The following is a 22839-nucleotide window of genomic DNA, read 5'->3' on the forward strand; positions in this document are numbered from 1 at the left end:
GAGGGAGCCGAATCGCGGGGACTCGAGGTTCCGTTGCTGTGAGGGTGAGACTACACCCGCAGCGTTGCCGACACATCCGGCTCCCTGGAATCCTTCAGGGCGCTACTTTGTCACAGCGGGGAAAAGATCAGCAACCGCTGATCTCAGACCCTGAAGGCACCGATCAGGCGCTTCAACTCCATCACCTGGGCATTCAATTGACGGCTGGCATCCTCGGTCTGGTGGGCACCCTGGGTCGTGTGCTCGGCAGCCCGGTTGATCTCGACAATGTTCTGGTCGATATCCTGTGCCACGGCGGTTTGCTGCTCTACTGCGGCCGCAATCTGCTGGTTCTGGTCAACGATGCTGCCGACCGCGCCAAGGATATTCTCCAGCGCCTGCTGGACCTGCTGCGACTGCCCGACCGTTCCGGAGGCCACCTGATGGCTGGCATCCATGGCCTTGACTGCGGCGCCAACACCGCCCTGCAGGCGCGAGATCATCTGCTCGATTTCTTCGGTTGATTGCTGGGTGCGCTTGGCCAGGGTGCGCACTTCATCGGCAACCACAGCAAAACCACGGCCCTGCTCCCCGGCTCGCGCCGCCTCGATCGCCGCGTTAAGCGCCAGCAGGTTGGTCTGCTCGGCGATGCTCTTGATCACCTCCAGCACCCGGCTGATCGCCTGGCTGTCGCTGGCCAGCTGATTGATAACCAGCACGGATTGATCGATTTCACCGGCCAGGCGCACGATATTGCCTTGCTGCGACTCAACCAGGCCACGACCGCTGACCGTCTCCTGATTGACGCTGTGGGCACTGTTGACGGCTGCGGCGGCGCTGCGCGCCACTTCCTGGGCAGTGGCGGACATCTGGTTCATGGCGGTGGCAACCTGTTCAATCTGACCTCGCTGGCCACTCACCGCCTGGTTACTGCGCGCCGATACTGCGTGCACCTGCTCGGCCTGACGCTCGACCTCGACCACCGTATGGCCGACTTGCTCGATCAGGTCGTGGATACGCTGCACGGTGCCGTTGAAGACCTGCCCAAGCTCACCCAGTTCGTCACGGCTGCTGGCGCGGAAATTTACGGTCATGTCGCCGGCGGCCACTTTGTCCATCACCGCTCCGAGGGATTTCAAGGTATGCCGGGTCGAGGCATAGAAGCCGCCGTAGAGGTACACGATCAGGAAAAACACGCAGGCCAGGGCAGACACGAGAAACACCATATGCAGACGGTGCTCGCCCAGACGTTGCTGCAACTGGCGGTCGAGGAACTCGCTGGTAGCAGTGTTCAACGCGTAGGTCTGCGCCATGAGTGCACTGACCTGCTGGTAAAAGCCCAGCCACGGCGTATCGAGGGTTTCGGCCATCACCACCTGCTCTTCGAACAGTTCGCCGGCCTGCTTCAACGAACCCTGGCTGCTGGCGGCCAGGCTACCCAGGTGAGCCCTTACACCAGGATCGGTCGCCAAGGCATCCTCGAGGCGCAGCGCGTAGTCGGCGGCAAGTTTGTCGAGGCGCTGCAACAACTCCTCAAAGCGGCTGCTGGACGATGAGTTGAGAAACCCTTGCCCCAGCGAGTAAGCGCCCATGGCACGGCCTTCGCCGAGCATCTGGGTGACTTCCGGGGTGACCGTGGTCATTAGCTCGGTCAGTTGGCGAATGGCCGAATCGCTGTCCTGGTTCAGCCCCGCCTGACTGGCAACAACTTTGCTCAACACCTGGGATTGCGCGAGCAATTTGTCCAGCATCGCCGCTTTGCTCAGCAGCGAGGTTTCCTTGCGGGCCGTCTCCAGCTGGGCCAGCATTTCATCACGCTTGGCTTGAAAGGCTTGAGCCTGAGCTTCATCGGCATTGACCGCATTGAGCCCGGACAGCTGGCGCTGCACCTGCTGTTCAAGGCTGGAAATCTGCTTTTCGACCTCCCCGGCCTTGCCCGACTGGCCCAGTACCGCATTGATCTGCACCAGATTGCTCAGCGCCTCCACGTCACCGCGCAGGGCCAGGCTGCTGCGCAGCAGTTCGAGGCTCTGCAGCTCCACCTGGGTAGCATGAAACTGCGCATAGGAGTCGCGGACCAGATAGTAGTTGGTCACCAGCATGGGCAGGAAAAACATGATACTGATCAGGCTGAACTTCATCCCGAAGCTCAAGCGGTTCATCAGCGCGATGGCCGGATACAACAGGCTCTTCACTGGCGGTCCCTCCGATTTTTATTGTTTTTTTCGAGCGCAATGGCACTAGGCCACTGATGGTACTACCAGCACCTGTATAACGCATATCGGAACGGGGTTTTGTAACTTAAGGTTAATCGATACCGGGGCGGACCAACGGTCGCCCCTCACAGCGCCTCAGCCCAGTACGGTCCACAAGGCAAAACAGGCGTACCAGAGCACGGCCGAGCGCAACAACAGCTCCCACAGCAGATCAAGACCAACCAACCCTTCAGGGCCTGCGGGCGCGGCGGCTGGCATGTCCGTGGCAACGCGGCCGACCGTCGCGATCAACCGGGGCGCCGGGATGTTCCAGTTGAGCAACTCATGCAGCATCACCCGGCTCACTGCGACAAAATTACCCACCAGGGCAAAGCTCACCCCCAGAACCCGCACCGGCGCCCAGTCAAAGGCGTGACGCAGTTGTTCGGCACGTTCGCGCAAGGCCGGGAACTGGGCACGTTCGGCTACCAGTGCCAGCAGCCGGTAAGCCAGTGCTGCGGCCGGCCCCAGCAGCACATACCAGAAAATCACGGCAAAAAAGCTCTGGTACGCCTCCCACAGCAAATGCCCCTCAACCCGCCCGAGCAAGGATGAGGCATCATCTGCCGTTATCGCCAGGTCGCGTTCGGCGACATGCACCGCCGCCTGTTCATCACCGCGGCGCCATGCATCGCGAAATGGCCCCAGCGCCCCTTTGACATCGCCTCGGCCCAGGCTGTAGATCAGCACCAGCAGGTGCACCGGCAGGGCCAACAGGCCGTAGGCGACCGGCGCCAGCACATGCACCAGCAAGGCCACCAAGGCTACTGGCAACAGCACCAGGATCGTCAGCACCCACCATGGATGCGTTTTGCCGCTGCGCTCCAGGCGCGCCAGTTCGGCATGAAAGAAGCCATCGCGCTGCAATCGCTGTCGAAGAGCCGAGAACTTCTCGACCCACAGCACCAGTAACAACACCAGAAAACTCATGATCTGTCCTCGCTATCCTGCAAGGCCGCTCGATAACGCAGCCAGTCGAAGGCCGGCCCGGGGTCGGTCTTGCGCCCCGGAGCGATGTCACTGTGGCCCTGGATGCGCTGCGTATCGATCGCTGGCCAGGCCGCCTGAATCTGCCGGGTCAGCGCCTGCAGTGCCTGATACTGGGCATCGGTAAAGGGTAATTCGTCGGTACCTTCCAGTTCGATACCGATGGAAAAGTCGTTGCAGGCCTCACGCCCGGCGAAGCTGGAAACACCGGCATGCCAGGCGCGGTCCAGGCAGGACACAAACTGGGTGACCTCGCCATCACGCTCGATCAGAAAATGCGCAGACACGCGCAAGTGCTTGATACCGTCAAAGTAGGGGTGTTCATCGGGGTCCAGGCGGTTCTGGAAGAACTCCTGAACCTTGCCGGTGGCGAACTGCGCGGGCGGCAAGCTGATGTTGTGAATCACCAGCAGGGAAATGACCTCGCCTTCGGCGCGGGCATTGAAATTCGGTGAAGGGCAATGGGTGATACCGGCGAACCAGCCTGTGGTGCGGTCCAGTTGCATAGAAAATCCTGTAACACGAGAGCACGCCCCCAGTATGCCCCGTGGCGTCAGCAGATGCATCGTTAAAACGTGCGCGGCCCTAGCGCAATTGATGCTGGCGCAACTGAACGACCACTGAATCCAGGGCCCGGTCGAACAGCAGTGCATCATCAAGCTGGCGCACTTCGCCGCGGCGCAAGGCAACCGCCAGAGCCATGCGCGAGTACTCGCGCACCTTGAGGCCGGTGCGATTGACGAAAATGAACGAGTCGGTGCTGTCGATCTGGGCGATCAGTTTGCAGCGCTGCGCCTCGCCCTCGTCCATCCACTCGATCCAGTGGCCGATACGCAGCCGTTGCACTTGCTGCAGTGCCGGGTCGTCTTCGGCCAGGCGCGGGTTGCCGGGCTCGGGCGCCTCCTGTTCCGGGCCGCTAAGCACGATTTCATCAAGTACCAGCACGCGCTCGGCCGCATCACCATCGAAGCGGTTATCGAACGCCTGCACATGCAAGGCCTCCAGCTCGGCAAAGAACTCGCTGGTGGCGAAGGGATCGAACGCGGCACTGGCCAGGCCGTCACGCAACACCTTGAGCAACCCCGGGACCACTGCCAGCAAACGCTGCTGCGCCTGCGGCTCGCTGTGGCGCTCAACGCTCCAGAGCAGCTCATCCATGGCGCCCAGTGCGTCCAGCCACTGCACGGAGGTGTCGCCATGCTTGAGACAGGCCAGCAACAGCACCTGGCTCCAGGCCTCTTCGAGCATCCGCACGACGAATCGCGGCAAGGATTTGCCCAGTACCCGGCGGTTGAGCTCCTGTTGCACGCGCTGGCGCGCCAACAGGGTACGGGCGCGGCCTTCTTCGGCATCACGGGTACGCTGCTCGAGCAGTTCGCTGCGGCGCCGCTCATCACTGCTAAAGGCAAGAAAGTCCGACAGCAACTCGGAAAAAATCGCCGGGTCATCGTCAAAGTCGTTGAGCAGGCGCTGGACGATCTTCTCCACCCGCAGGTAAAGGGCGTCGCGCTGATAATCCTCACGGCTACCCCAGCCCATGGCGGCACTGGCAATTTCATTGAGCAGGCGCCGGGCAGGGTGGCCGCTGCGGCTGAAGAAGCGTTTGTCCAGTACCGCAACTTTGAGCATCGGGATCTGCAGGCGCCCGATCAAGCTGCGCAAGGATTGCGGGAGGTTGCGATCGGCGAGGATGAACTCGAAGAGCATGGCGATCAGGTTGATCACATCTTCATCAACCACCTCGACCTTGCGGTAGGTGCCGCTTTTCATACTGACCCGCGTGAGCAGTTGTTCAAGCTGCTGGTGCAGGTCGAACCCGTCGGGATCGCTGGTGGCCGGTACATAGTGCTGCAAATGCGACAGCAGGCGCAGCAGGTCGCGGGTGCTGATCGGCTGCATCGGCGCGCTGGCCTCCATGCGCGGCGCAACACGCCCGCGCACCTTAGAAAGCAGGCTTTGCAAGGCATCGAATACTGCCTGCTCGTTGGCGTCCAGCTCGGCGTCTTGCTCGCCCTGCACCTGGGGGTGCGGGCTGACCACCGGATGGGGCGCCATTCGGCGGCGAGGAACAGCCTTGAGTTCGGGCAGCACACCGGTCGCGACCAGCAACTGATTGGCCTCGCCATACAGCTGGTCGGCATCCTGCAGTACATAGCGCTCGAACAACTGCAGAATGATCAGCTTGACCTTCAGCCCCACCCCCAGATTGCGCCCGGCCTGCAGGAAGTACTCGCAAAGCATCGCCGGCCCCAACGGGTTGCGCTGATCGTCCAGGCCCTGGCCGGTCAGGGCGCACATGCGCAGGGTCAACTGGTTGAGGGCAATGCCATCGCGGGCAAGGGCTCGCTCGACCATCGCCTGCAGGGCCTGGCTACGTTCCTGGTCATCATCAGCCATGTGCGCCGCAGCGTCGTCGCGTGCCACCGCAATGGGCGACAGCGTCGACTCGGCATGGCCGATCTGCACAAAGGCTGCATAAAAACGGTCGAGGTAACCACGTTCGATGTTGGTGCGCTTGTGGCGCAGATCGCGCATGGCTTCAAACAGGTAATTCTGCACACTGTTGCTGACTGCCTTGTCGGCCATTTCGAACAGCGTATCGTCAGCGTTGTCGAACAAAGCCTGCAATCCCTGACGCAATTGCAACGCCGCTTTGTCACGAACCTGCAGGAGCACCATGGGCAGACGAGCAAGAGGCGCAGTGAACGCCTGATCGGTGGCCGCCTTGATCGGCACCACCTTGCCGTCGTTGTGCATCCCGTACTCCTTGCAGGGTAAAGTTGAATTGAGGCGAGGCATCGTCAATGACATGACGTCAAATACAAGTCGCATTATCTGGCAAAATCAAGACACTCGCCAGCACGGCCTGCCCTATAATCCCGCCACTTTGCTTGTGGAGCCTGCCATGCCGAATTTACGCCTCGCCGACCTGACCGCCGAAATCGAAGCCAACGTGCGCCGTGCGCTGAACGAAGACATCGGCAGCGGCGACATTACCGCCCAGTTGATCCCGGCCGAGCGTCTGGCCAAAGCCACCATCATTACCCGTGAAAACTGCGTAATTGCCGGTACCGCCTGGGTCGACGCGGTGTTTCGCAAACTCGACCCGCGCGTAGCGGTGCATTGGCAGGTCAAGGACGGCGATCGGGCGCAACCCGACCAGCCGTTGTTCCACCTCGAAGGTCCGGCCCGCTCGCTGCTGACCGGTGAGCGCAGCGCGCTGAACTTTTTGCAGATGCTCTCGGGCGTGGCCACCCGCGCACAATCGCTGGCCGACATGGTTGCCGACACCCAGGTCAAGCTGCTCGACACCCGCAAGACCCTGCCGGGCCTGCGCCTGGCGCAAAAGTATGCGGTGACCTGTGGCGGCTGCCACAACCACCGGATCGGCCTGTTCGATGCCTTCCTGATCAAGGAAAACCACATCGCTGCAAGCGGCGGTATTGCCGAAGCCATCAAGGCCGCCCACAAGATCGCCCCCGGCAAGCCGGTGGAGGTCGAAGTCGAGAGCCTCGACGAACTCAAGCAGGCCCTGGATGCCGGCGCCGACATCGTCATGCTCGATGAGCTGAGCCTGGACGACATGCGCGAAGCCGTGCGTCTGAATGCCGGCAAGGCCAAGCTTGAAGCCAGCGGCGGGGTCAACGAAAGCACCCTGCGGGTGATTGCCGAGACCGGCGTCGACTACATCTCGATCGGCGCCATGACCAAGGATGTCAAAGCCGTCGACCTGTCGATGCGACTGAGCCTCTGAAGGCATAAAAAAACCGGCCTGATGGCCGGTTTTTTTGTGCTCGCGAGGCCAGGCCCCGCGCTGACGCTATCAGTGTGCTGCGTTCTGCAGCCCGTCCAGGTAGCGCTCGACATCCAGCGCCGCCATGCAGCCGGCGCCGGCGGAGGTGATGGCCTGACGGTAAACGTGGTCAGCCACGTCGCCAGCGGCGAACACGCCTTCGACGTTGGTAGCAGTGGCGTTGCCGTCACGACCGCCGTTGACCACCAGGTAGCCGTCCTTGAGGGTCAGCTGGCCTTCGAACAGCGAGGTGTTCGGGGTGTGGCCAATGGCGATGAACACGCCGTCGACCTTCACTTCGTCGAAGCTGCCGTCGTTGTTCTTCAGGCGGGCACCGGTCACGCCCATGTTGTCACCCAGCACTTCGTCCAGGTTGGCATTGAGTTTCAGCTCGATCTTGCCTTCGGCAACACGTGCATTGAGCTTGTCGATCAGGATCTTCTCGGCACGGAAAGTATCGCGGCGGTGAACCAGGGTCACTTTGCTGGCGATGTTGGCCAGGTACAGCGCCTCTTCAACCGCCGTGTTGCCGCCACCGACCACAGCCACTGGCTTGTTGCGGTAGAAGAAACCGTCGCAGGTCGCGCAGGCAGAAACACCCTTGCCCATGAACGCCTCTTCCGACGGCAGGCCCAGGTAACGCGCGCTGGCACCGGTGGCGATGATCAGGGCATCGCAGGTGTAGGTAGCGCTGTCACCCTTGAGGGTGTACGGCTTGCTGGCCAGGTCGACGGCGTTGATGTGGTCGAACACCACTTCGGTCTCGAAACGCTCGGCGTGTTCCTGCATGCGCTGCATCAGGGCCGGACCGGTCAGGCCGTGGGCGTCGCCCGGCCAGTTGTCGACTTCGGTGGTGGTGGTCAGCTGACCGCCAGCCTGCATGCCGGTGATCAGCAGCGGCTTGAGGTTGGCACGGGCTGCGTAAACGGCAGCGCTGTAGCCGGCAGGGCCGGAGCCAAGAATAATCACTCGCGAATGACGTACTTCAGACATGACTCTCTCCTGTCGAGGCGGGCGATCTAATGCCCGCTTCTGGAATAAAAAAGAACCTGCGAAGCACTTGGGGAAGGCTTTGAGTCGCAGGTTCTGAAAACGTTAAAGCGCAGCCTTACAGGCTGTTGGCATTCTCTGCCAGGTAGTCGGCAACGCCTTTGGCATCAGCCTTCATACCTTTCTGACCTGGGCGCCAGCCGGCCGGGCAGACTTCACCGTGCTGCTCGGTGAACTGCAGGGCTTCGACCAGACGGATCATCTCGTCGACTTCGCGGCCCAGCGGCAGGTTGTTCACCACCTGGTGCTGCACCACGCCTTGCTGGTCGATCAGGAACGAGGCACGCAGTGCCACACCGTCTTCATGTTCGATGCCATAGGCACGGGTGATCTCGTGGGTCACGTCAGCGACCATGGTGAATTCGACTTCACCGATACCGCCTTTCTCGACCGGAGTGTTACGCCAGGCGTAGTGGGTAAACTGCGAGTCGATCGAAACACCAACCACTTCCACACCCAGCTCACGGAATTTGTCCATTCGGTTGTTGTGGGCAATGATTTCCGACGGGCAGACAAAGGTGAAGTCCAGCGGCCAGAAGAACAGCACGACGTATTTGCCGCGCAGCGAAGAAAGCTTGAAGCTGTCGACGATCGAACCGTCGCCCAGCACCGCCGCCGCATCGAAATCAGGGGCTTGCTTGTTGACCAGAATGCTCATGAAAACTCCTTGAAGATTAGAATTCGAAGGCGTTGAAAAGTTGTGCGCACTTTAGCGAGGCCGCAGAGAGTAAGGAAATATCCTTAGACAATCCACCTTATAGGCCGAGTCTATTCATCCCCAGGCAGCACTGCTGTTTGCCTATGAAGGCAGTGCAAAGAGTCTGCCCGGCTTTTGTTACAGCCCGTTTCGTCAGTTCGGCCGTGCTTTCGCCAACCGCTCAAACTCGGTAAGGTCAGCGCGTTTGCCTTTACCCGGAGTCCTCTATGCAAGCCCCTGTCCTCTCTGGCCCACAGTACCTGCGCGAAGGTCTGAAACTGGTCCTGAGCCCGAGCCTGCGCCTGTTCGTGTTGCTGCCGCTGGCAGTCAACCTGCTACTGTTCGTCGGCCTGATCTATTTTGCTGGCCACCAGTTCAGCCTCTGGGTCGACTCGCTGATGCCCAGCCTGCCCAACTGGCTGAGCTTCCTCAACTATGTGCTGTGGCCGCTGTTCGTGGTGCTGGTGGGGCTGATGGTGTTCTTCACCTTCACCATGCTGGCCAACATCATTGCTGCGCCGTTCAATGGCTTTCTCGCGGAGAAGGTCGAAGTAGTGGTGCGTGGCACCGACGACTTCCCGGCGTTCAGCACTGCCGAACTGATGGCAATGGTGCCGCGTACACTGGCGCGCGAAATGCGCAAGCTGGGTTATTTTTTGCCCCGCGCCATTGCCCTGTTCGTCCTCTCGCTGATTCCAGTGGTCAACATCATCGCCGCACCGCTGTGGTTGCTGTTTGGTATCTGGATGATGGCCATCCAGTACATTGACTACCCGGCGGACAACCACAAGATGAGCTGGCAGGACATGCTCGCCTGGTTGCGTGAAAAGCGCTGGCAGAGCCTGGGTTTTGGTGGCTCGGTGTACCTGGTACTGCTCGTGCCCTTCCTCAACATCCTGATGATGCCCGCCGCCGTGGCCGGTGCCACCTTGTTCTGGGTGCGTGAGCGTTGAGTCAGGCAGCAGCCTTGATCAGCGCGATCGCCTGACGCGCAATCGGCGACAACGTACGCCCTGCATGGGTGACAATCGCACTGGCAATGCTGCAGCCGCCATCCGGAAGACCAGGCTGCAGCAACGCCCCCATATCATGCATCGCACCGGTGTGCAGGTCCTCCTCAAGCCAGGCTTGCCAGGTAAACAGCAACGCATCACTGCCAAGGGTTGTAGTGCGTAGTAACTGCAGGTCATTGCAGCCCAGCGCCAGCGGCGCGACCGTGCCATCAGGCAAGCCCAGCAACTCGCGCAATTGCACCGGCGCTGTTTCATCGAACAGTACCGAACTCCAGGGATACTCCAGCAATTGCTCGCGCGTTATCGGCGCCTGCTGCGCAAGCAGAGGATGTCCGGCCCGGCAGAACACTGAAGCGGGCGCTGCAGGTAGCGGAGTGATCTCGAAGCGCGGATCGCTCTTGCGCGCCGGATCGCAGGTAAAGGCCACGAAGAACTCGATCTGATCTTGCTCCAGGCGTTGCACCAGTTGATTCCAGTGATTGACCTCAACCTTGATCGCCAGCTTGGGAATCCGCTTGCGTAACGTAGTCAGCGCATCGCCCAGGTACAGGTTGGCAGCCATCATGCCGGCACCGAAATTCAACTCGCCGCCTTCAGCCTGGGCAATGTGATTGGCCTCGGCAAGCAGGCGACCGGCGCACCCGAGCAATTCCCGCCCGCTCGCCAACAACTGCCGTCCTGCAGCCGTAAGCACAACTGAACGGGTATCACGGTCAAACAAACGCACCCCGAGGTCGGCCTCCAACGACTGAATGCTGCGGCTGAAGGCTGTTTGCGACAGGTTGGCCCGCTCGGCTGCCCGGGAGAAGTGCAACTCTTCGCTGAGCAACACCAAGTGGCGGATTCGCTTCAAATCAATTGAGTCGGTCACTGCATCAATCCTTGGGTATTTTTGCATTGGACGCACAAGGTAGAGATACACAGACTTGCCCGAGCCCGCAACACCGTCCTCAAGAACAACAATGTACAAGGATTGACGCCATGCCTTCGTTTCTTCGCCCGAGCCTGCTGACCCTCGTCTGCGTCAGCGCCTTCTCGGTACACGCTGCCCCTACCGACCTCAACACTCGCATCGACGCTCTGGTGAAACAGGACGAAGCGCAGATGATCGAACAGTTCAAGCAGTTGCACCGCAACCCCGAACTGGCCTTCCAGGAAACACAAACTGCTGCCCAGGTAGCCGAAGCCCTGCGAGCGCAGGGCTTCGAGGTAAAAACCGCGATAGGTACCACCGGTGTCGTGGGCATTCTGCGCAACGGGCCCGGGCCGGTGGTGATGTACCGCGCCGACATGGACGCCCTGCCGATCAAGGAAGCGACGGGCCTGCCCTATCAGAGCAGTAAGGTCACGCCCTGGCTCGGCAACCCCGCTCAGCCGGTGATGCATGCCTGCGGCCACGACGCCCACACCACCTGGTTGATGGAGGTGGCCAAGGTGATGTCCCAGCTCAAGGACCAGTGGTCGGGCACCCTGGTGCTGGTCGCGCAACCGGCAGAAGAAGTCCTCGAAGGTGCCACGGCCATGGTCAACAACGGCCTCTACGACTTTGCGCCGAAGCCGGATGTGCTGCTGGCGGCACATGTCTCGCCAGTTTACCCGGCCGGTAGTGTCGGCCTGCGGGAAGGACCGCGGCTGGCCGGCACCGACCAGATCGACGTCGAGCTGCCCGGCATCGGTGGCCATGGCTCAACGCCCCACGTCACCAAGGACCCGGTGGTGATGGGGGCCATGGCGGTCATGGGCTACCAGACCATCATCAGCCGCATGGTCGATCAGTCCAAGCCGGCGGTACTGACCGTCGGGGCGTTTCAGGCAGGGGTGAACAACAACATCATTCCGGTGAGTGCGACGCTCAAACTCAACCTGCGCTGGTACGACGAACAGGTGCGCGAACGCTTGATCGAGGGCATCAAGTCGGTCACCCGAGGGGTGCTGGTAATGAACGACATGCCTGCCGACTACCAGGCCAGATACACCATGAAAGGCCATGCCACTCCGGTGTTCAACGGCAAGGCGCAGACCGAGCTGGCGCAAGCGGCGTTGGTGGATCAGCTGGGGGCCGACAAGGTGTTGCCCGGCATGCCGCCGCTCATGGGCTCGGAAGATTTCCACATGCTCGCCAGCCCGTATCCAGACACAAAGGTCCTGTTCCTCGAGGTGGGCTCGGGCAAGCCGGATGTGTACAAGAACCTGATCGAGAAAAAGCAGCTGCCCTCGGCGATGAACCACACGCCAGGCTTTGTCGTCGAGCTGCCGGCGATTGCCACCGGTGTCCGGGCCGTAGCAGCGACCTTGAACGCATTCTTCAATCAAGCCCGCTGAAACACTATACCTGTAGGAGCGGATTTATCCGCGATGGACTGCGTAGCAGGCCCATTTCAGCGCCGCCCTTGCGGCCATCGCGGATAAATCCGCGCCTACCGTCAGCCACCCAGCTGGTTGGAGAACTGCCCCACCGCGCTGACCACTTTCTTCGCCCCGTCCTGGATCTCGACGATCACCGTGCCGGTCTGCCCGGCCAGAGTCAGGCCCTGCTCGGCCTGGCGCTTGCTGCTGTCGATAATGTCCACTGCCGCCTTGGCCAGTTGTTCGTTCTGCTGCACCACCCGGGCGATTTCCTCGGTGGCAGTGCTGGTACGCGAAGCCAGTTGCCGCACTTCATCCGCCACCACGGCAAAACCACGGCCCTGCTCACCGGCACGGGCCGCTTCGATCGCCGCATTGAGTGCCAGCAGGTTGGTTTGCCCGGCGATATCGCTGATGGTCTTGATGATCGAGCCGATCACCTGAGACTGCTTGTTCAACGCCTCGATGCCTTCAGCGGCCTCCTGCATGCACGACTCCAGGGCGCGCATCACATCCACGGTCTGGGTCACCACGTCAGTGGCCTTGCGTGCACTGTTGTCGGTTTCCAACGAGGTGCTGTAGGCAATGTCGGCAGCCTGGGCAACGGCGATTTCCTGATTGACCTGGTCGGTGATCACCGTGGCGAACTTGACCACCTTGTAGAGCACATCGTGGGCATCGATGATCGGGTTGTAAGAGGCTTCGAGCCAGACCACACGGCCATGGGCATCCACACGCTTGAAGCGCTCGGCGATGAAGTCGCCACGACGCAGGCTGTCCCAGAATGCCTGGTAGGCGCTGGAGTTGTATTCCTCAGGCTCGCAGAACATCCGGTGGTGCTTGCCGACAACCTGTTCCAGGCGATAGCCCATGGTCTGCAGGAAGCGGTCATTGGCGGCCAGTACCTCGCCTTGCAGGTTGAACTCGATGACCGCCGTAGAGCGCATCAGCGCCTTGATCAGGCTTTCATGCTCACGCGAGGTTTCGATGGTGCGGGTCAGGTCACTGGAGTGCAGGGTAAAGTGCATGATGCGCCCGGTGCTGTCCTTGACCGGCTGCAGGATCGAACGCAACCAGGCCTCTTCACCATTGCCGCGTAGCAGGCGAAACGCGCCGTTGAGGTGTTCGCCACGGGTAATGGCGGTTTTCATGCGTTTGTAGAAATCCAGCTGCTTGACGTGCGCCGGTATGATTTCCTCGATGTTGCGCCCCAGCAGCTGATGGCTGCTGTAGAGCATTTCCTTCTCGAAATTGCTGTTGACCGATTCGATGCTGCCTTGCGGATCGAGCTGCAGCACGAGCATCTCGCTGTCCAGGCTGCTCTTGACCTGCTCCACGGATAGCAACGCTTCGCGCAGCTGGAGGTTTTCTTTTTTCAGTTTGCTGTTGAACATCATTGCTACCCTGAAGCGGAGTCGGCACTCGAATGCATCTGCATCGGCCGTTCGTCGGACATTCTTGAGTACCCCCCGGGATTTTTTTCTGCCGTTGCGCCGCCGGATATCGGGCGTCACAAATCAGTCACAGTTGTGTCACCGCAGCGCAATCACGGCCGCTGAAACTGGTCTTCATGAGCGCAACGTCCCTGCATGTCACCCTGATCAGCGAAACCTTCCCACCCGAAATCAACGGCGTGGCCAGTACTCTCGGCCGCCTGAGTGAAGGCTTGCGCCAACGCGGCCATCACGTCGAGCTGATTCGGCCTCGCCAATCTGCCGATCCACTGGGGCCAACCGACGACCTGCAGCTGCTCTGCCGCAACTGGCCATTGCCCGGCTACCCGGGGCTGCAATGGGGTCAGGTGTCGATGCACAAACTCATGCGCCGCTGGCGTCGGCAGCGCCCGGACGTGCTGTACATTGCTACCGAAGGGCCCCTGGGCTTAACTGCACTACGCGCCGCACGCCGGCTGGGCATCGCCGTGGTCAGCGGCTTTCACACCAACTTTCACCAGTACGCCAGCGAGTACGGCCTGGGCCTGCTGGCGCGGTTGCTTACGCACTACCTGCGCTGGTTTCACCGGCGCACTCACGCCACCCTGGTCCCGAGCATCAGTCAACGCCTTGAACTGGAACGCCGAGGCTTCGACAACCTGGCGATGATGGCCCGTGGCGTCGACAGCCAGCTGTTCACTCCCGGCAGGCGCAATCAGGCACTGCGCGATCAGTGGGGGCTGGGCAGCGACGACATTGCCTTGCTGTACGTCGGGCGCCTGGCGCCGGAGAAAAACCTCGGCGTGCTGCAGCAGTGCCTGCACGCTGCACGACAAAGTTATCCACAACACCAGATCAAATTGATCGTGGTCGGCGAAGGTCCGCAGCGCAGCAGCCTGGAACAGCAGCTGCCCGATGCGATTTTCTGCGGCGCCCAACAAGGTCAAGCCCTGGCCGAGCACTATGCCTGCGGGGATATCTTCCTGTTCCCTAGCTTGACCGAAACGTTCGGCAACGTGGTGCTCGAGGCAATGGCCTCAGGGCTGGGCGTGGTGGCCTACGACCAGGCTGCGGCCGCCCAGCATATCCGCCATGGTCACAGTGGGGCGCTGGCCATGCCTGGCGATGTGGACGCCTTCATCGATGCCTGCAACTGGTTGCTCGAAGACGCCGAAGCCTTGCGCAGGGTGCGCCTCAATGCCCGACAACACGCCAGCCGCCAAGGCTGGCCGGCAGTGATCGAGCAGTTCGAGGGCCACCTGCGCGCGGCGTGTCACCTGCCGCCGGGCGACAGTGTGCAGCCTCACGCGGCAGCGCTGGTGATCAAACCAGGGTCGTCAACGCCTCACGGCTAAACGGCAGGATGTCCTGTTCGCGACCGTCACGGACCTTGGCCGCCCAATCCGGATCAACCAGCAGCGCACGGCCTACGGCCACCAGATCGAACTCGTCATTTTCAAGACGTGTCAGCAGGTTTTCCAGGCTGGCCGGCTGCGCCACCTTGTCGGTCGCCACCATGAACTGCAGGAACTCGCCGTCCAGGCCGACACTGCCCACGGTAATGGTGGGTTTTCCGGTGAGCTGGCGGGTCCAGCCGGCCAGGTTCAGGTCCGAGCCCGCGAATTCGGGTTCCCAGAAGCGGCGGGTGGAACAGTGGAAGATATCCACACCGGCGTCGGCCAGCGGCTTGAGGAAGGCCGCCAGGGCGTCGGCGCTTTCAACCAGACGGGCGCTGTAGTCCTGCTGTTTCCATTGGGAGAAGCGGAAAATGATAGGGAAATCCGGGCCAACCGCAGCCCGCACGGCGCTGATCAACTCGATGGCAAAGCGCGAGCGCCCGGCCAGGTCGCCACCGTACTCATCGGTACGCTGGTTGCTGGCCTCCCAGAAGAACTGGTCGATCAGGTAACCATGGGCGCCGTGAATCTCGACACCGTCCATGCCGATGGCCTGAGCGTCGCGGGCCGCTTGAGCAAAAGCCTGGATCACCTCGGCAATATCCTCGCGGGTCATGCCATGAATCAGCACCTGGCCATCTTTGCTCTTTTCGCTCGGGCCGTAACCGGGAACGCTGCCATCGGGTTCGGTGCCCACGCGGCGCACACTCCCCACATGCCACAATTGCGGAACAATGCGACCACCCTCGGCGTGCACGGCGTCAACCACCTGCTTCCAGCCAGCCAGGGCATCTTCACCATAGAAGCGCGGCACATTGGGATAACCGTTGGCAGCCTTGTGGCCCACCGTGGTGCCCTCGGTGATGATCAGGCCGACGCCGGCAGCCGCGCGACGGCGGTAATATTCGACCACCTGGGCATGCGGTACGCCACCGGGGCAGAAGGTACGGGTCATCGGCGCCATGACCACACGGCTCGGCAGCTCAAGGGTGCCCAACTGGACGGGAGTAAACAACGCGGTGACGGACATGTGGCGCTCCAGTGAGAAAGGAATGCGCCTGAGGATAGGGTGAGCCGACAGGGCGGCCCAGCACTATTGATTTGAGTGATTTTGGATCATCGCCGTGTAGCCGCGGATTTATCTGCATTAGGCCCGCGCTGCGGGCCTTCGCGGATAAATCCGCGCCTACATCAGGCCAGGGCCTTCTCGATCGCGTGCACCACTGTCGCATCATCCGGTGCAGTGCGCGGCGAGAAACGCGCCAGCACCCGGCCATCCTTGCCGACCAGAAACTTCTCGAAGTTCCAGGTGATGTCGCCAGGGAACTCGGCGCCTTCACCCGCCAGCAAACGATACAGCTGATGACGCTCCGCGCCATTGACCTCCAGCTTGCTACCCAGCGGGAACGTAACCCCGTAATTCACGCTGCAGAACTGCTGGATTTCATCTTCAGTGCCCGGCTCCTGCCCGGCAAACTGATTGCACGGCAGGCCCAGCACGCTGAAACCCTGGCCCTTGTATTGCTGATACAGGTTTTCCAGCGCCGCATATTGCGGGGTCAGGCCACACTTCGAGGCGACATTGACCACCAGCACCACCTGGCCCTTGAATGGCGCCAGAGGCAACTCCTGGCCATTCAGCGCCTGCAACTTCAGGTCGTGAAATGCACTCATGACGAACTCCCCTCTCCAGTTCCCGGTTGCCGCTGCGGGCTGCAAGTAGTAACAGCAGCCCATTAAAAAGGCGCCCTGCCAAGCCGTCTTCCCCTGTTGGAGTGCGACGGTCTTGCCCGGGCGCCTTCGCGACTCTCTGAGCTTAGCGCAGAAAATCAGTGGTGATGGCCACCTTCGCCATGGACGTGGCCATGGGCTACTTCTTCTTCGCTGGCGTCACGAATGTTGACGACCTTGACCTTGAAGTTCAGGCGCTGGCCAGCCAGTGGGTGGTTGCCGTCGACAGTTACGTCGTCGCCGTCCAGATCACGGATGGTAACGATCTGCATCTGGCCGTCCGGCGCAGAAGCGTGGAACTGCATGCCCACTTCCAGTTGGTCGACGCCTTCGAACATGCTGCGGTTCAGGGTGCTGACCAGTTCGGCCAGGTATTCGCCGTAGGCATCTTCCGGCTCGATGGCAACTTCCAGCTCGTCGCCGGCAGCTTTGCCTTCCAGGGCTTTTTCCAGGCCCGGAATGATGTTGCCTGCGCCATGCAGGTAGACCAGCGGAGCGCCGCCGGCGGAGCTGTCGATGACCTCACCAGCGTCGTTGGTCAGGGTATAGTCGATGGAGACAGCCTTGTTGGCGGCGATCAGCATGGGGCGAGACCTTTTGCATAAGAATGTAGAACGAACAAGTGTAACCAACGCATCGTCCGAAAGCGACCGTAACCCGGACAAACGGGTTACCCCGCCCTGCAGCCGGGTGCTGGGTTTTCATCAGGACGAGGACGGCCACTGGGTGGTCGCGCTGTCGTGCGGGCATACCCAGCACCTGCGCCACCTGCCGCCCTGGCAGTCGCGGGCCTGGGTGCTCGACGCCGAGCAGCGCCAGCAACGCATTGGCCAGCCATTTGCGTGTGGCTGGTGCGCTCAGGGTGCCGATAGCGATACCCTTGAACATTGATTCTTTTTGCCTAGCGCATTTCGAGACGTTTGCATGCAGACATTTTTCATCGCGCCGACCGACTTTGGTGTCGGCCTGACGTCCATCAGCCTCGGCCTGGTTCGCACTCTTGAGCGCGCCGGGCTTAAAGTCGGCTTCTTCAAGCCGATTGCCCAGCCGCACCCGGGCGATACCGGGCCCGAGCGCTCCACCGAACTGGTCGCCCGCACCCATGGCCTGAACCCGCCCAAGCCGCTGAGCCTGGCCCATGTCGAACGCATGCTCGGCGATGGCCAGCTCGATGAGCTGCTCGAGGAAATCATCACCCTGTACCAGCAAGCCTGCGTCGGCAAAGACGTGGTGGTGGTCGAGGGCATGGTCCCGACCCGTCACGCCAGCTATGCGGCGCGGGTCAACCTGCACCTGGCCAAGAGCCTGGATGCCGAGGTGATCCTGGTCTCGGCGCCAGAAAACGAAGTACTCACCGAGCTGTCCGGGCGGGTCGAGTTGCAGGCGCAACTGTTTGGCGGGCCGCGCGACCCGAAAGTCCTCGGGGTGATCCTCAACAAGGTGCGCACCGACGAAAGCATGAGCGATTTCGCCCGGCGCCTGAAGGAACATTCGCCGCTGCTGCGTGGCGATGACTTCCGCCTGCTTGGCTGCATTCCCTACCAGGCCGACCTCAACGCCCCGCGTACCCGCGATGTGGCCGAGCTGCTCGGCGCCCAGGTACTCAACGCCGGTGACTACGAACAGCGGCGCATGAACAAGATCATCATCTGCGCCCGAACCGTGGCCAATACCGTGCCGCTGCTCAAGCCCGGCACGCTGGTGGTGACCCCGGGCGATCGCGACGACATCATCCTCGCCGTGAGCCTGGCCGCGATCAACGGCGTGCCCCTGGCCGGCCTGTTGCTGACCAGCGACAGCAAGCCGGACCCACGCATCCTCGAACTGTGCCAGGGCGCGTTGCTGGCCGGCTTGCCGATCCTGTCGGTGAGCACCGGTTCCTACGACACTGCCAACCAGCTCAACCAGTTGAACAAGGAAATCCCGGTGGATGACCGCGAACGCGCGGAAATCATCACCGACTTCGTCGCCAGCTACCTGGACGCCGACTGGCTGCACCAACGCTGCGGTACGCCGCGTGAGTTGCGCCTGTCGCCGGCGGTGTTCCGCTACCAGCTGATTCAGCGCGCCCAGCAAGCCAACAAGCGCATCGTGTTGCCCGAAGGCGCCGAGCCGATGACCGTGCAGGCCGCTGCCATCTGCCAGGCGCGTGGTATCGCCCGCTGCGTGCTGCTGGCCAAGCCAGATGATGTTCAGGCAGTGGCCCGCGCCCAGGGCATCACCTTGCCCGAGGGCCTGGAGATCATCGACCCGGACCAGATCCGCGAACGCTATGTCGAGCCCATGGTCAGCCTGCGCAAGAGCAAGAGCCTGAACGCCCCCATGGCCGAACAGCAACTGGAAGACCCGGTGGTGATCGGCACCATGATGCTGGCCCTTGACGAAGTCGATGGCCTGGTCTCCGGCCTGGTTCACTCCACCGCCAACACCATCCGCCCGGCCCTGCAACTGATCAAGACCGCGCCCGGCTGCAGCCTGGTGTCTTCGGTGTACTTCATGCTGTTTCCCGAGCAGGTGCTGGTGTACGGCGACTGCGTGATGAACCCGCACCCGACGGCCGCCGAGCTGGCCGAGATCGCCCTGCAAAGTGCCGACTCCGCCGATGCCTTCGGCATTGCCCCGCGGGTCGCGATGATCAGCTACTCAAGTGGTGAATCGGCCAGCGGCGAAGAAGTCGAGAAGGTCCGCGAAGCCACCCTGCTGGCCCAGGAGACGCAGCGCACCCTGCAGATAGATGGCCCGCTGCAGTACGACACTGCCGCCAACCTTGAAATCGCCCGCGAACTGGCGCCCAACAGCCCGGTGGCCGGCCGTGCCACAGTGTTCGTGTTCCCCGACCTGAACACCGGCAACACCACTCACAAGGCGGTGCAACGCAGCGCCGACTGCGTCAGCCTCGGGCCGATGCTGCAAGGCCTGCGCAAGCCGGTCAACGACCTGCCGCGCGGCGCCCAGGTCGACGACATCGTCTACACCATTGCCCTGACCGCAATTCAGGCCAACCGCTCACTGGATAGCTGAACATGCTCGGATTCCTGCCTGCGCCGTTGCGCGGGGTGATTGCCTCGTTGCTGCTGGGGCTCAACACCATCGTCTGCTGCACCCCGTTGTTCATCGTCAGCCTGTTCAAACTGTGCCTGCCCTTTGCGGCGGCGCAGCGGGTTACCGATGAGTTGATGCGACACATCCACGAAGCCTGGATCAGCAACAACAACACCTGGATCAACCTGCTCGGCAAAGCCCGCTGGCAGGTGAACGGCCTGGCCGGGCTGGATTACCAGCACAGCTACCTGATCACCAGCAATCACCAGAGCTGGGTAGACATCCTGGTGCTGCAATACGTGCTCAACCGGCGTATCCGCCCGCTCAAGTTCTTCCTCAAGCAGGTACTGATCTGGGTGCCGGTCATCGGCCTGGCCTGGTGGGCGCTGGGCTTCCCGTTCATGAAGCGCTATTCCAAGGCGTACCTGGCCAAACACCCGGAAAAGGCCGGCAAAGACCTGGAAACCACCCGCCGTACCTGCGCCAGGTTTCGCGGCAAGCCCACGGCCATCTTCAACTTCGCCGAAGGCACGCGCTTTACCCCGGCCAAGCATCGCCAGCAGCAATCGCCGTTCCGCCACCTGCTCAAGCCCAAGGCCGGCGGTATCGCCTTTGTGCTGGATGCCATGGGCGAGCAGCTGCAGTCGATCGTCAACGTCACCCTTCACTACCCTGCCGGTGCACCAGGCTTCTGGGACCTGCTGTGCGGGCGCGTGAAGCATATCGTCGTCGAGCTGGAAGAACTGGCGATCCCGGCCGAGTTCCTGGGTAAAAACTATGACCAGGATGAAGCCTATCGCCTGGCTTTCCAGCAGTGGATCAACCAGCTGTGGCATGACAAGGATGCATTGCTGGAACAGCTGCGGCAAAACGACCACGCCTGATTTGCCAGCAGCAACTATGCTGTCCCAACGACTTTTCGTACCTACTGTTTCTTGTTAGCCACCACATGGAATGTAAGCCTATGAAACCGTTGCGCAGCCTGACCCACGCCATTGCCATTGCTTCACTCCTGTCGGCGGCCAGTTTCGCCGTGCAGGCAAAAGACATCCTGATCAACGGCACCGCCCTTGAAGACGATGTGGTCACCAAAGTAACGGCCATCGACATGGCCACGCGCGTGGTGACCGTCGACGGCCCGGACGGCAAGCCGGTCGACATTCAGGTCAGTGACAAAGCCAAAGCCCTGGGCAATCTGAAGGTCGGTGACCAGGTCAACGTCCATGTCACCCGTGCAGTGGCGACGGTGCTCAACACCGAAGTGGGCGGTGAGCCAGGTGCCAGCAAGGAAGCCGGGGTGATCCGCGCCACCAAGGACAACCCCAACCCGGGCGGCGAGGCCTTCCGCCAGATCAAGATCACCTCGAAAATCACCGCGATTGACCTGAACAAGCACGAAGTCACCCTGCTGCCGCCTGAAGGCCCACGCAAAACCGTGATCGTCGAAGACCCTGAGCTGCAGGCACGGATGAAAAACCTCAAGGTTGGCCAGACCGTCGACCTCGTCTACACCGACGTGCTGACGATCACCACCCAGACTCCGCAGTAACCTTGTTTAGCCTGAACACAGGCACAAAAAAGGGGAGCCAGGCTCCCCTTTTTCACACCCGCTGAAACTTACTGGTACTGCTGACCAGGAATCGGCTTCAGGTTGACCTCGACACGGCGGTTTTGCGCGCGGCCATTGGCGTCGGCGTTGCTGGCAATCGGCTGGTCCGGGCCCATGCCACGGGACGACACACGGCTGGCATCGACACCTTGCGAGGTCAGGTAGCTGACCACCGACTGGGCACGACGCTGGGACAGGTCCATGTTGTGCTGGCGGCTGCCGGTGCTGTCGGTGTAACCCACTACTTCAATGGTGTTCTGGTTGAACTGCTTGAAGGAGTTGGCGAGGTTGTTCAGCGGCGAGTAGAAACTTGGGGCGATGTTCGCCGAATCGGTAGCGAAGGTGATGTTGCCCGGCATGATCAGCTTGATCTGGTCGCCTTCACGCTGAACCTCGACACCGGTGTTGGCCATGCTCGCGCGCAGGGCGGCTTCCTGCTTGTCGGCGTAGTAGCCATAACCCGCAGCAGCAGCACCGACGGCGGCGGCGCCGATCAGCGCGCCCTTGCCACGGTTGTTATGGTCGATGGCCGCACCGGCAACAGCACCGGCCAGCGCACCCAGGCCACCGTACTTGGCGGTTTTGCTCATCCCGGTAGAGCCTTGTTGCGCCTGACCCTGGTTGTCATACGGGTTCTGGCCGGCACAACCGGTCATCAGGGCCGCAACGGTAGCGACGATAATCAAACGACGCATGGTGAACATGGACAAGCTCCTACAGAAATTCGAATTGCGGTCCGCGCTACGGACCGACGCCAGCCTTGGATTGCAAAGCAGCGAAAAAATTCCCTGAAATTTCAGGCACGGACGAACGGGTTCTGACGCATCTCGTCACCCAGACGGGTATCGGGCCCATGGCCGGTGACGACGGTAGCATCTTCATCCAGGCTATAGAGCCGTTGCTTGATCGAGCGCACGATAGTGGCTTGATCACCGCCCCACAGGTCGGTGCGGCCGATGCCGCGGCGGAACAACGTATCGCCGGCGATCAAAATCTTGGCATCGGCAAACCAGAAACTCATCGAGCCCGGGGTATGCCCTGGCGTGTGCAACGCCACGCCGCAGCCGCACGCCAGTTCCTCGTCATCGGCCAGCCAGCGGTCTGGCGAAGGCACCGGGGTGTACGGCACGCCGAACATCTGGCACTGCATTTCCAGGTTGTCCCAGAGGAACTGATCGTCCTTGTGCAGGTGCAAGGTCGCGCCGGTTTTCTCTTTCAGTTGCCCGGAGGCCAGAAAGTGGTCCAGGTGGGCATGGGTGTGAATGATGCTGACCACCTTCAGGCCATGAGCATCCAGACGCGCGAGGATCTGCTCATGATTGCCGCCCGGATCGACGACGATGGCTTTCTTGCTGATCGGGTCGCCAATGATGGTGCAGTTGCACTGCAGCGGGCCGACGGGGAAGGTTTCGCGGATGAGCGCGGGTTTTGCGGGCTCCATGGGGTGTTCCTACTTGAGTATCTGGCACATTCATACACGCAGGATGGACCCAACTGCCCCGCAGAT

21 protein-coding genes and 2 pseudogenes are annotated in these 22839 nt (G+C 61.6%); 8 read left to right on the forward strand and 15 right to left on the reverse strand.

Annotation, left to right across the window (positions count from 1 at the left end; all coding sequences use genetic code 11):
* Positions 1-143: 143 nt before the first annotated feature.
* From DM813_RS28940 to DM813_RS07185, 5 genes and pseudogenes are all read right to left on the reverse strand, one after another.
* The gene (locus tag DM813_RS28940) at positions 144-1073 is read right to left on the reverse strand and encodes a methyl-accepting chemotaxis protein (RefSeq protein WP_431311932.1); all 930 of its coding nucleotides are present in this window, start codon (positions 1071-1073) and stop codon (positions 144-146) included.
* A pseudogene (locus DM813_RS28945) lies at positions 1047-2141 on the reverse strand (methyl-accepting chemotaxis protein); the annotation flags it as partial. The gene DM813_RS28940 and the pseudogene DM813_RS28945, both read right to left, overlap by 27 nt.
* Positions 2142-2330: 189 nt before the next feature.
* On the reverse strand, positions 2331-3164 hold the full coding sequence (ampE, locus tag DM813_RS07175; RefSeq protein WP_128322710.1) for a regulatory signaling modulator protein AmpE: 834 nt from the start codon (positions 3162-3164) through the stop codon (positions 2331-2333).
* Positions 3161-3727 carry a 1,6-anhydro-N-acetylmuramyl-L-alanine amidase AmpD gene (gene ampD, locus DM813_RS07180; RefSeq protein WP_128322711.1) on the reverse strand — a complete coding sequence of 189 codons (567 nt, stop codon included), beginning with the start codon at positions 3725-3727 and terminating at the stop codon, positions 3161-3163. Before ampD ends, ampE begins: the two co-directional genes overlap by 4 nt.
* Before the next feature lie 79 nt (positions 3728-3806).
* Complete coding sequence (locus tag DM813_RS07185) at positions 3807-5978, reverse strand: DUF1631 domain-containing protein (protein WP_128322712.1); 2172 nt, start codon at positions 5976-5978, stop codon at positions 3807-3809.
* A gap of 148 nt (positions 5979-6126) precedes the next feature.
* On the opposite strand from DM813_RS07185, the gene nadC reads away from it, so the two are divergent.
* On the forward strand, positions 6127-6975 hold the full coding sequence (gene nadC / locus DM813_RS07190; protein WP_128322713.1) for a carboxylating nicotinate-nucleotide diphosphorylase: 849 nt from the start codon (positions 6127-6129) through the stop codon (positions 6973-6975).
* A gap of 69 nt (positions 6976-7044) precedes the next feature.
* On the opposite strand, the gene trxB is transcribed toward nadC, so the two are convergent.
* On the reverse strand, positions 7045-8007 hold the full coding sequence (trxB, locus tag DM813_RS07195; protein WP_128322714.1) for a thioredoxin-disulfide reductase: 963 nt from the start codon (positions 8005-8007) through the stop codon (positions 7045-7047).
* Positions 8008-8122: 115 nt separating this feature from the next.
* A complete protein-coding gene (locus DM813_RS07200; protein ID WP_128322715.1) occupies positions 8123-8722 on the reverse strand; it encodes a peroxiredoxin in 600 nt (199 codons plus the stop codon).
* Between the two features lie 266 nt (positions 8723-8988).
* Here DM813_RS07200 and cysZ point away from each other — a divergent pair, with 266 nt between their 5' ends.
* The gene (gene cysZ, locus DM813_RS07205; protein ID WP_128322716.1) at positions 8989-9714 is read left to right on the forward strand and encodes a sulfate transporter CysZ; all 726 of its coding nucleotides are present in this window, start codon (positions 8989-8991) and stop codon (positions 9712-9714) included.
* Between the two features lies 1 nt (position 9715).
* Here cysZ and DM813_RS07210 read toward each other — a convergent pair whose 3' ends face one another.
* A complete protein-coding gene (locus DM813_RS07210) occupies positions 9716-10645 on the reverse strand; it encodes a LysR family transcriptional regulator (protein ID WP_128322717.1) in 930 nt (309 codons plus the stop codon).
* A 110-nt stretch (positions 10646-10755) separates the two neighbouring features.
* Between DM813_RS07210 and DM813_RS07215 the strand changes: the two genes are divergently transcribed.
* The gene (locus DM813_RS07215) at positions 10756-12096 is read left to right on the forward strand and encodes an amidohydrolase (protein WP_128322718.1); all 1341 of its coding nucleotides are present in this window, start codon (positions 10756-10758) and stop codon (positions 12094-12096) included.
* A gap of 101 nt (positions 12097-12197) precedes the next feature.
* Here DM813_RS07215 and DM813_RS28950 read toward each other — a convergent pair whose 3' ends face one another.
* Complete coding sequence (locus tag DM813_RS28950; RefSeq protein ID WP_431311933.1) at positions 12198-12629, reverse strand: methyl-accepting chemotaxis protein; 432 nt, start codon at positions 12627-12629, stop codon at positions 12198-12200.
* Between the two features lie 114 nt (positions 12630-12743).
* Positions 12744-13517: pseudogene (locus DM813_RS28955) on the reverse strand (PAS domain-containing protein); the annotation flags it as partial.
* Between the two features lie 173 nt (positions 13518-13690).
* Here DM813_RS28955 and DM813_RS07225 point away from each other — a divergent pair.
* Positions 13691-14908 carry a glycosyltransferase family 4 protein gene (locus DM813_RS07225; protein WP_128322720.1) on the forward strand — a complete coding sequence of 406 codons (1218 nt, stop codon included), beginning with the start codon at positions 13691-13693 and terminating at the stop codon, positions 14906-14908.
* Here DM813_RS07225 and DM813_RS07230 read toward each other — a convergent pair.
* The 3 genes from DM813_RS07230 to DM813_RS07240 form a co-directional block, all read right to left on the reverse strand.
* The gene (locus DM813_RS07230) at positions 14877-15980 is read right to left on the reverse strand and encodes an NADH:flavin oxidoreductase (RefSeq protein ID WP_128322721.1); all 1104 of its coding nucleotides are present in this window, start codon (positions 15978-15980) and stop codon (positions 14877-14879) included. The two genes, DM813_RS07225 and DM813_RS07230, sit on opposite strands and share 32 nt — an antisense overlap.
* A gap of 161 nt (positions 15981-16141) precedes the next feature.
* A complete protein-coding gene (locus DM813_RS07235; protein WP_128322722.1) occupies positions 16142-16624 on the reverse strand; it encodes a glutathione peroxidase in 483 nt (160 codons plus the stop codon).
* A gap of 155 nt (positions 16625-16779) precedes the next feature.
* Positions 16780-17265 (reverse strand): FKBP-type peptidyl-prolyl cis-trans isomerase, encoded by a 486-nt coding sequence (locus tag DM813_RS07240; RefSeq protein WP_128322723.1) that lies wholly within the window; start codon positions 17263-17265, stop codon positions 16780-16782.
* On the opposite strand from DM813_RS07240, the gene DM813_RS07245 reads away from it, so the two are divergent.
* From DM813_RS07245 to DM813_RS07260, 4 genes are all read left to right on the forward strand, one after another.
* Entirely contained in the window at positions 17234-17572 is a 339-nt protein-coding gene (locus DM813_RS07245) for a DUF3565 domain-containing protein (RefSeq protein ID WP_128322724.1), read from the forward strand. The genes DM813_RS07240 and DM813_RS07245 overlap by 32 nt on opposite strands.
* A gap of 33 nt (positions 17573-17605) precedes the next feature.
* Entirely contained in the window at positions 17606-19702 is a 2097-nt protein-coding gene (gene pta, locus DM813_RS07250; RefSeq protein WP_128322725.1) for a phosphate acetyltransferase, read from the forward strand.
* A 2-nt stretch (positions 19703-19704) separates the two neighbouring features.
* Complete coding sequence (locus tag DM813_RS07255) at positions 19705-20607, forward strand: acyltransferase (RefSeq protein ID WP_128322726.1); 903 nt, start codon at positions 19705-19707, stop codon at positions 20605-20607.
* A gap of 80 nt (positions 20608-20687) precedes the next feature.
* Positions 20688-21272: a hypothetical protein gene (locus DM813_RS07260; RefSeq protein WP_128322727.1), complete on the forward strand. Its 585-nt coding sequence runs from the start codon at positions 20688-20690 to the stop codon at positions 21270-21272.
* Between the two features lie 68 nt (positions 21273-21340).
* On the opposite strand, the gene DM813_RS07265 is transcribed toward DM813_RS07260, so the two are convergent.
* Together DM813_RS07265 and DM813_RS07270 are read right to left on the reverse strand one after the other, a co-directional pair.
* Positions 21341-22036, reverse strand: coding sequence for an OmpA family protein (locus DM813_RS07265; RefSeq protein ID WP_128322728.1), 696 nt, complete (start codon positions 22034-22036; stop codon positions 21341-21343).
* Positions 22037-22128: 92 nt separating this feature from the next.
* Positions 22129-22773, reverse strand: coding sequence for an MBL fold metallo-hydrolase (locus tag DM813_RS07270; RefSeq protein ID WP_128322729.1), 645 nt, complete (start codon positions 22771-22773; stop codon positions 22129-22131).
* Between the last annotated feature and the right edge of the window lie 66 nt (positions 22774-22839).

The sequence above is a fragment of the Pseudomonas alkylphenolica genome (assembly GCF_004025535.1).
Taxonomy (GTDB): domain Bacteria; phylum Pseudomonadota; class Gammaproteobacteria; order Pseudomonadales; family Pseudomonadaceae; genus Aquipseudomonas; species Aquipseudomonas alkylphenolica_A.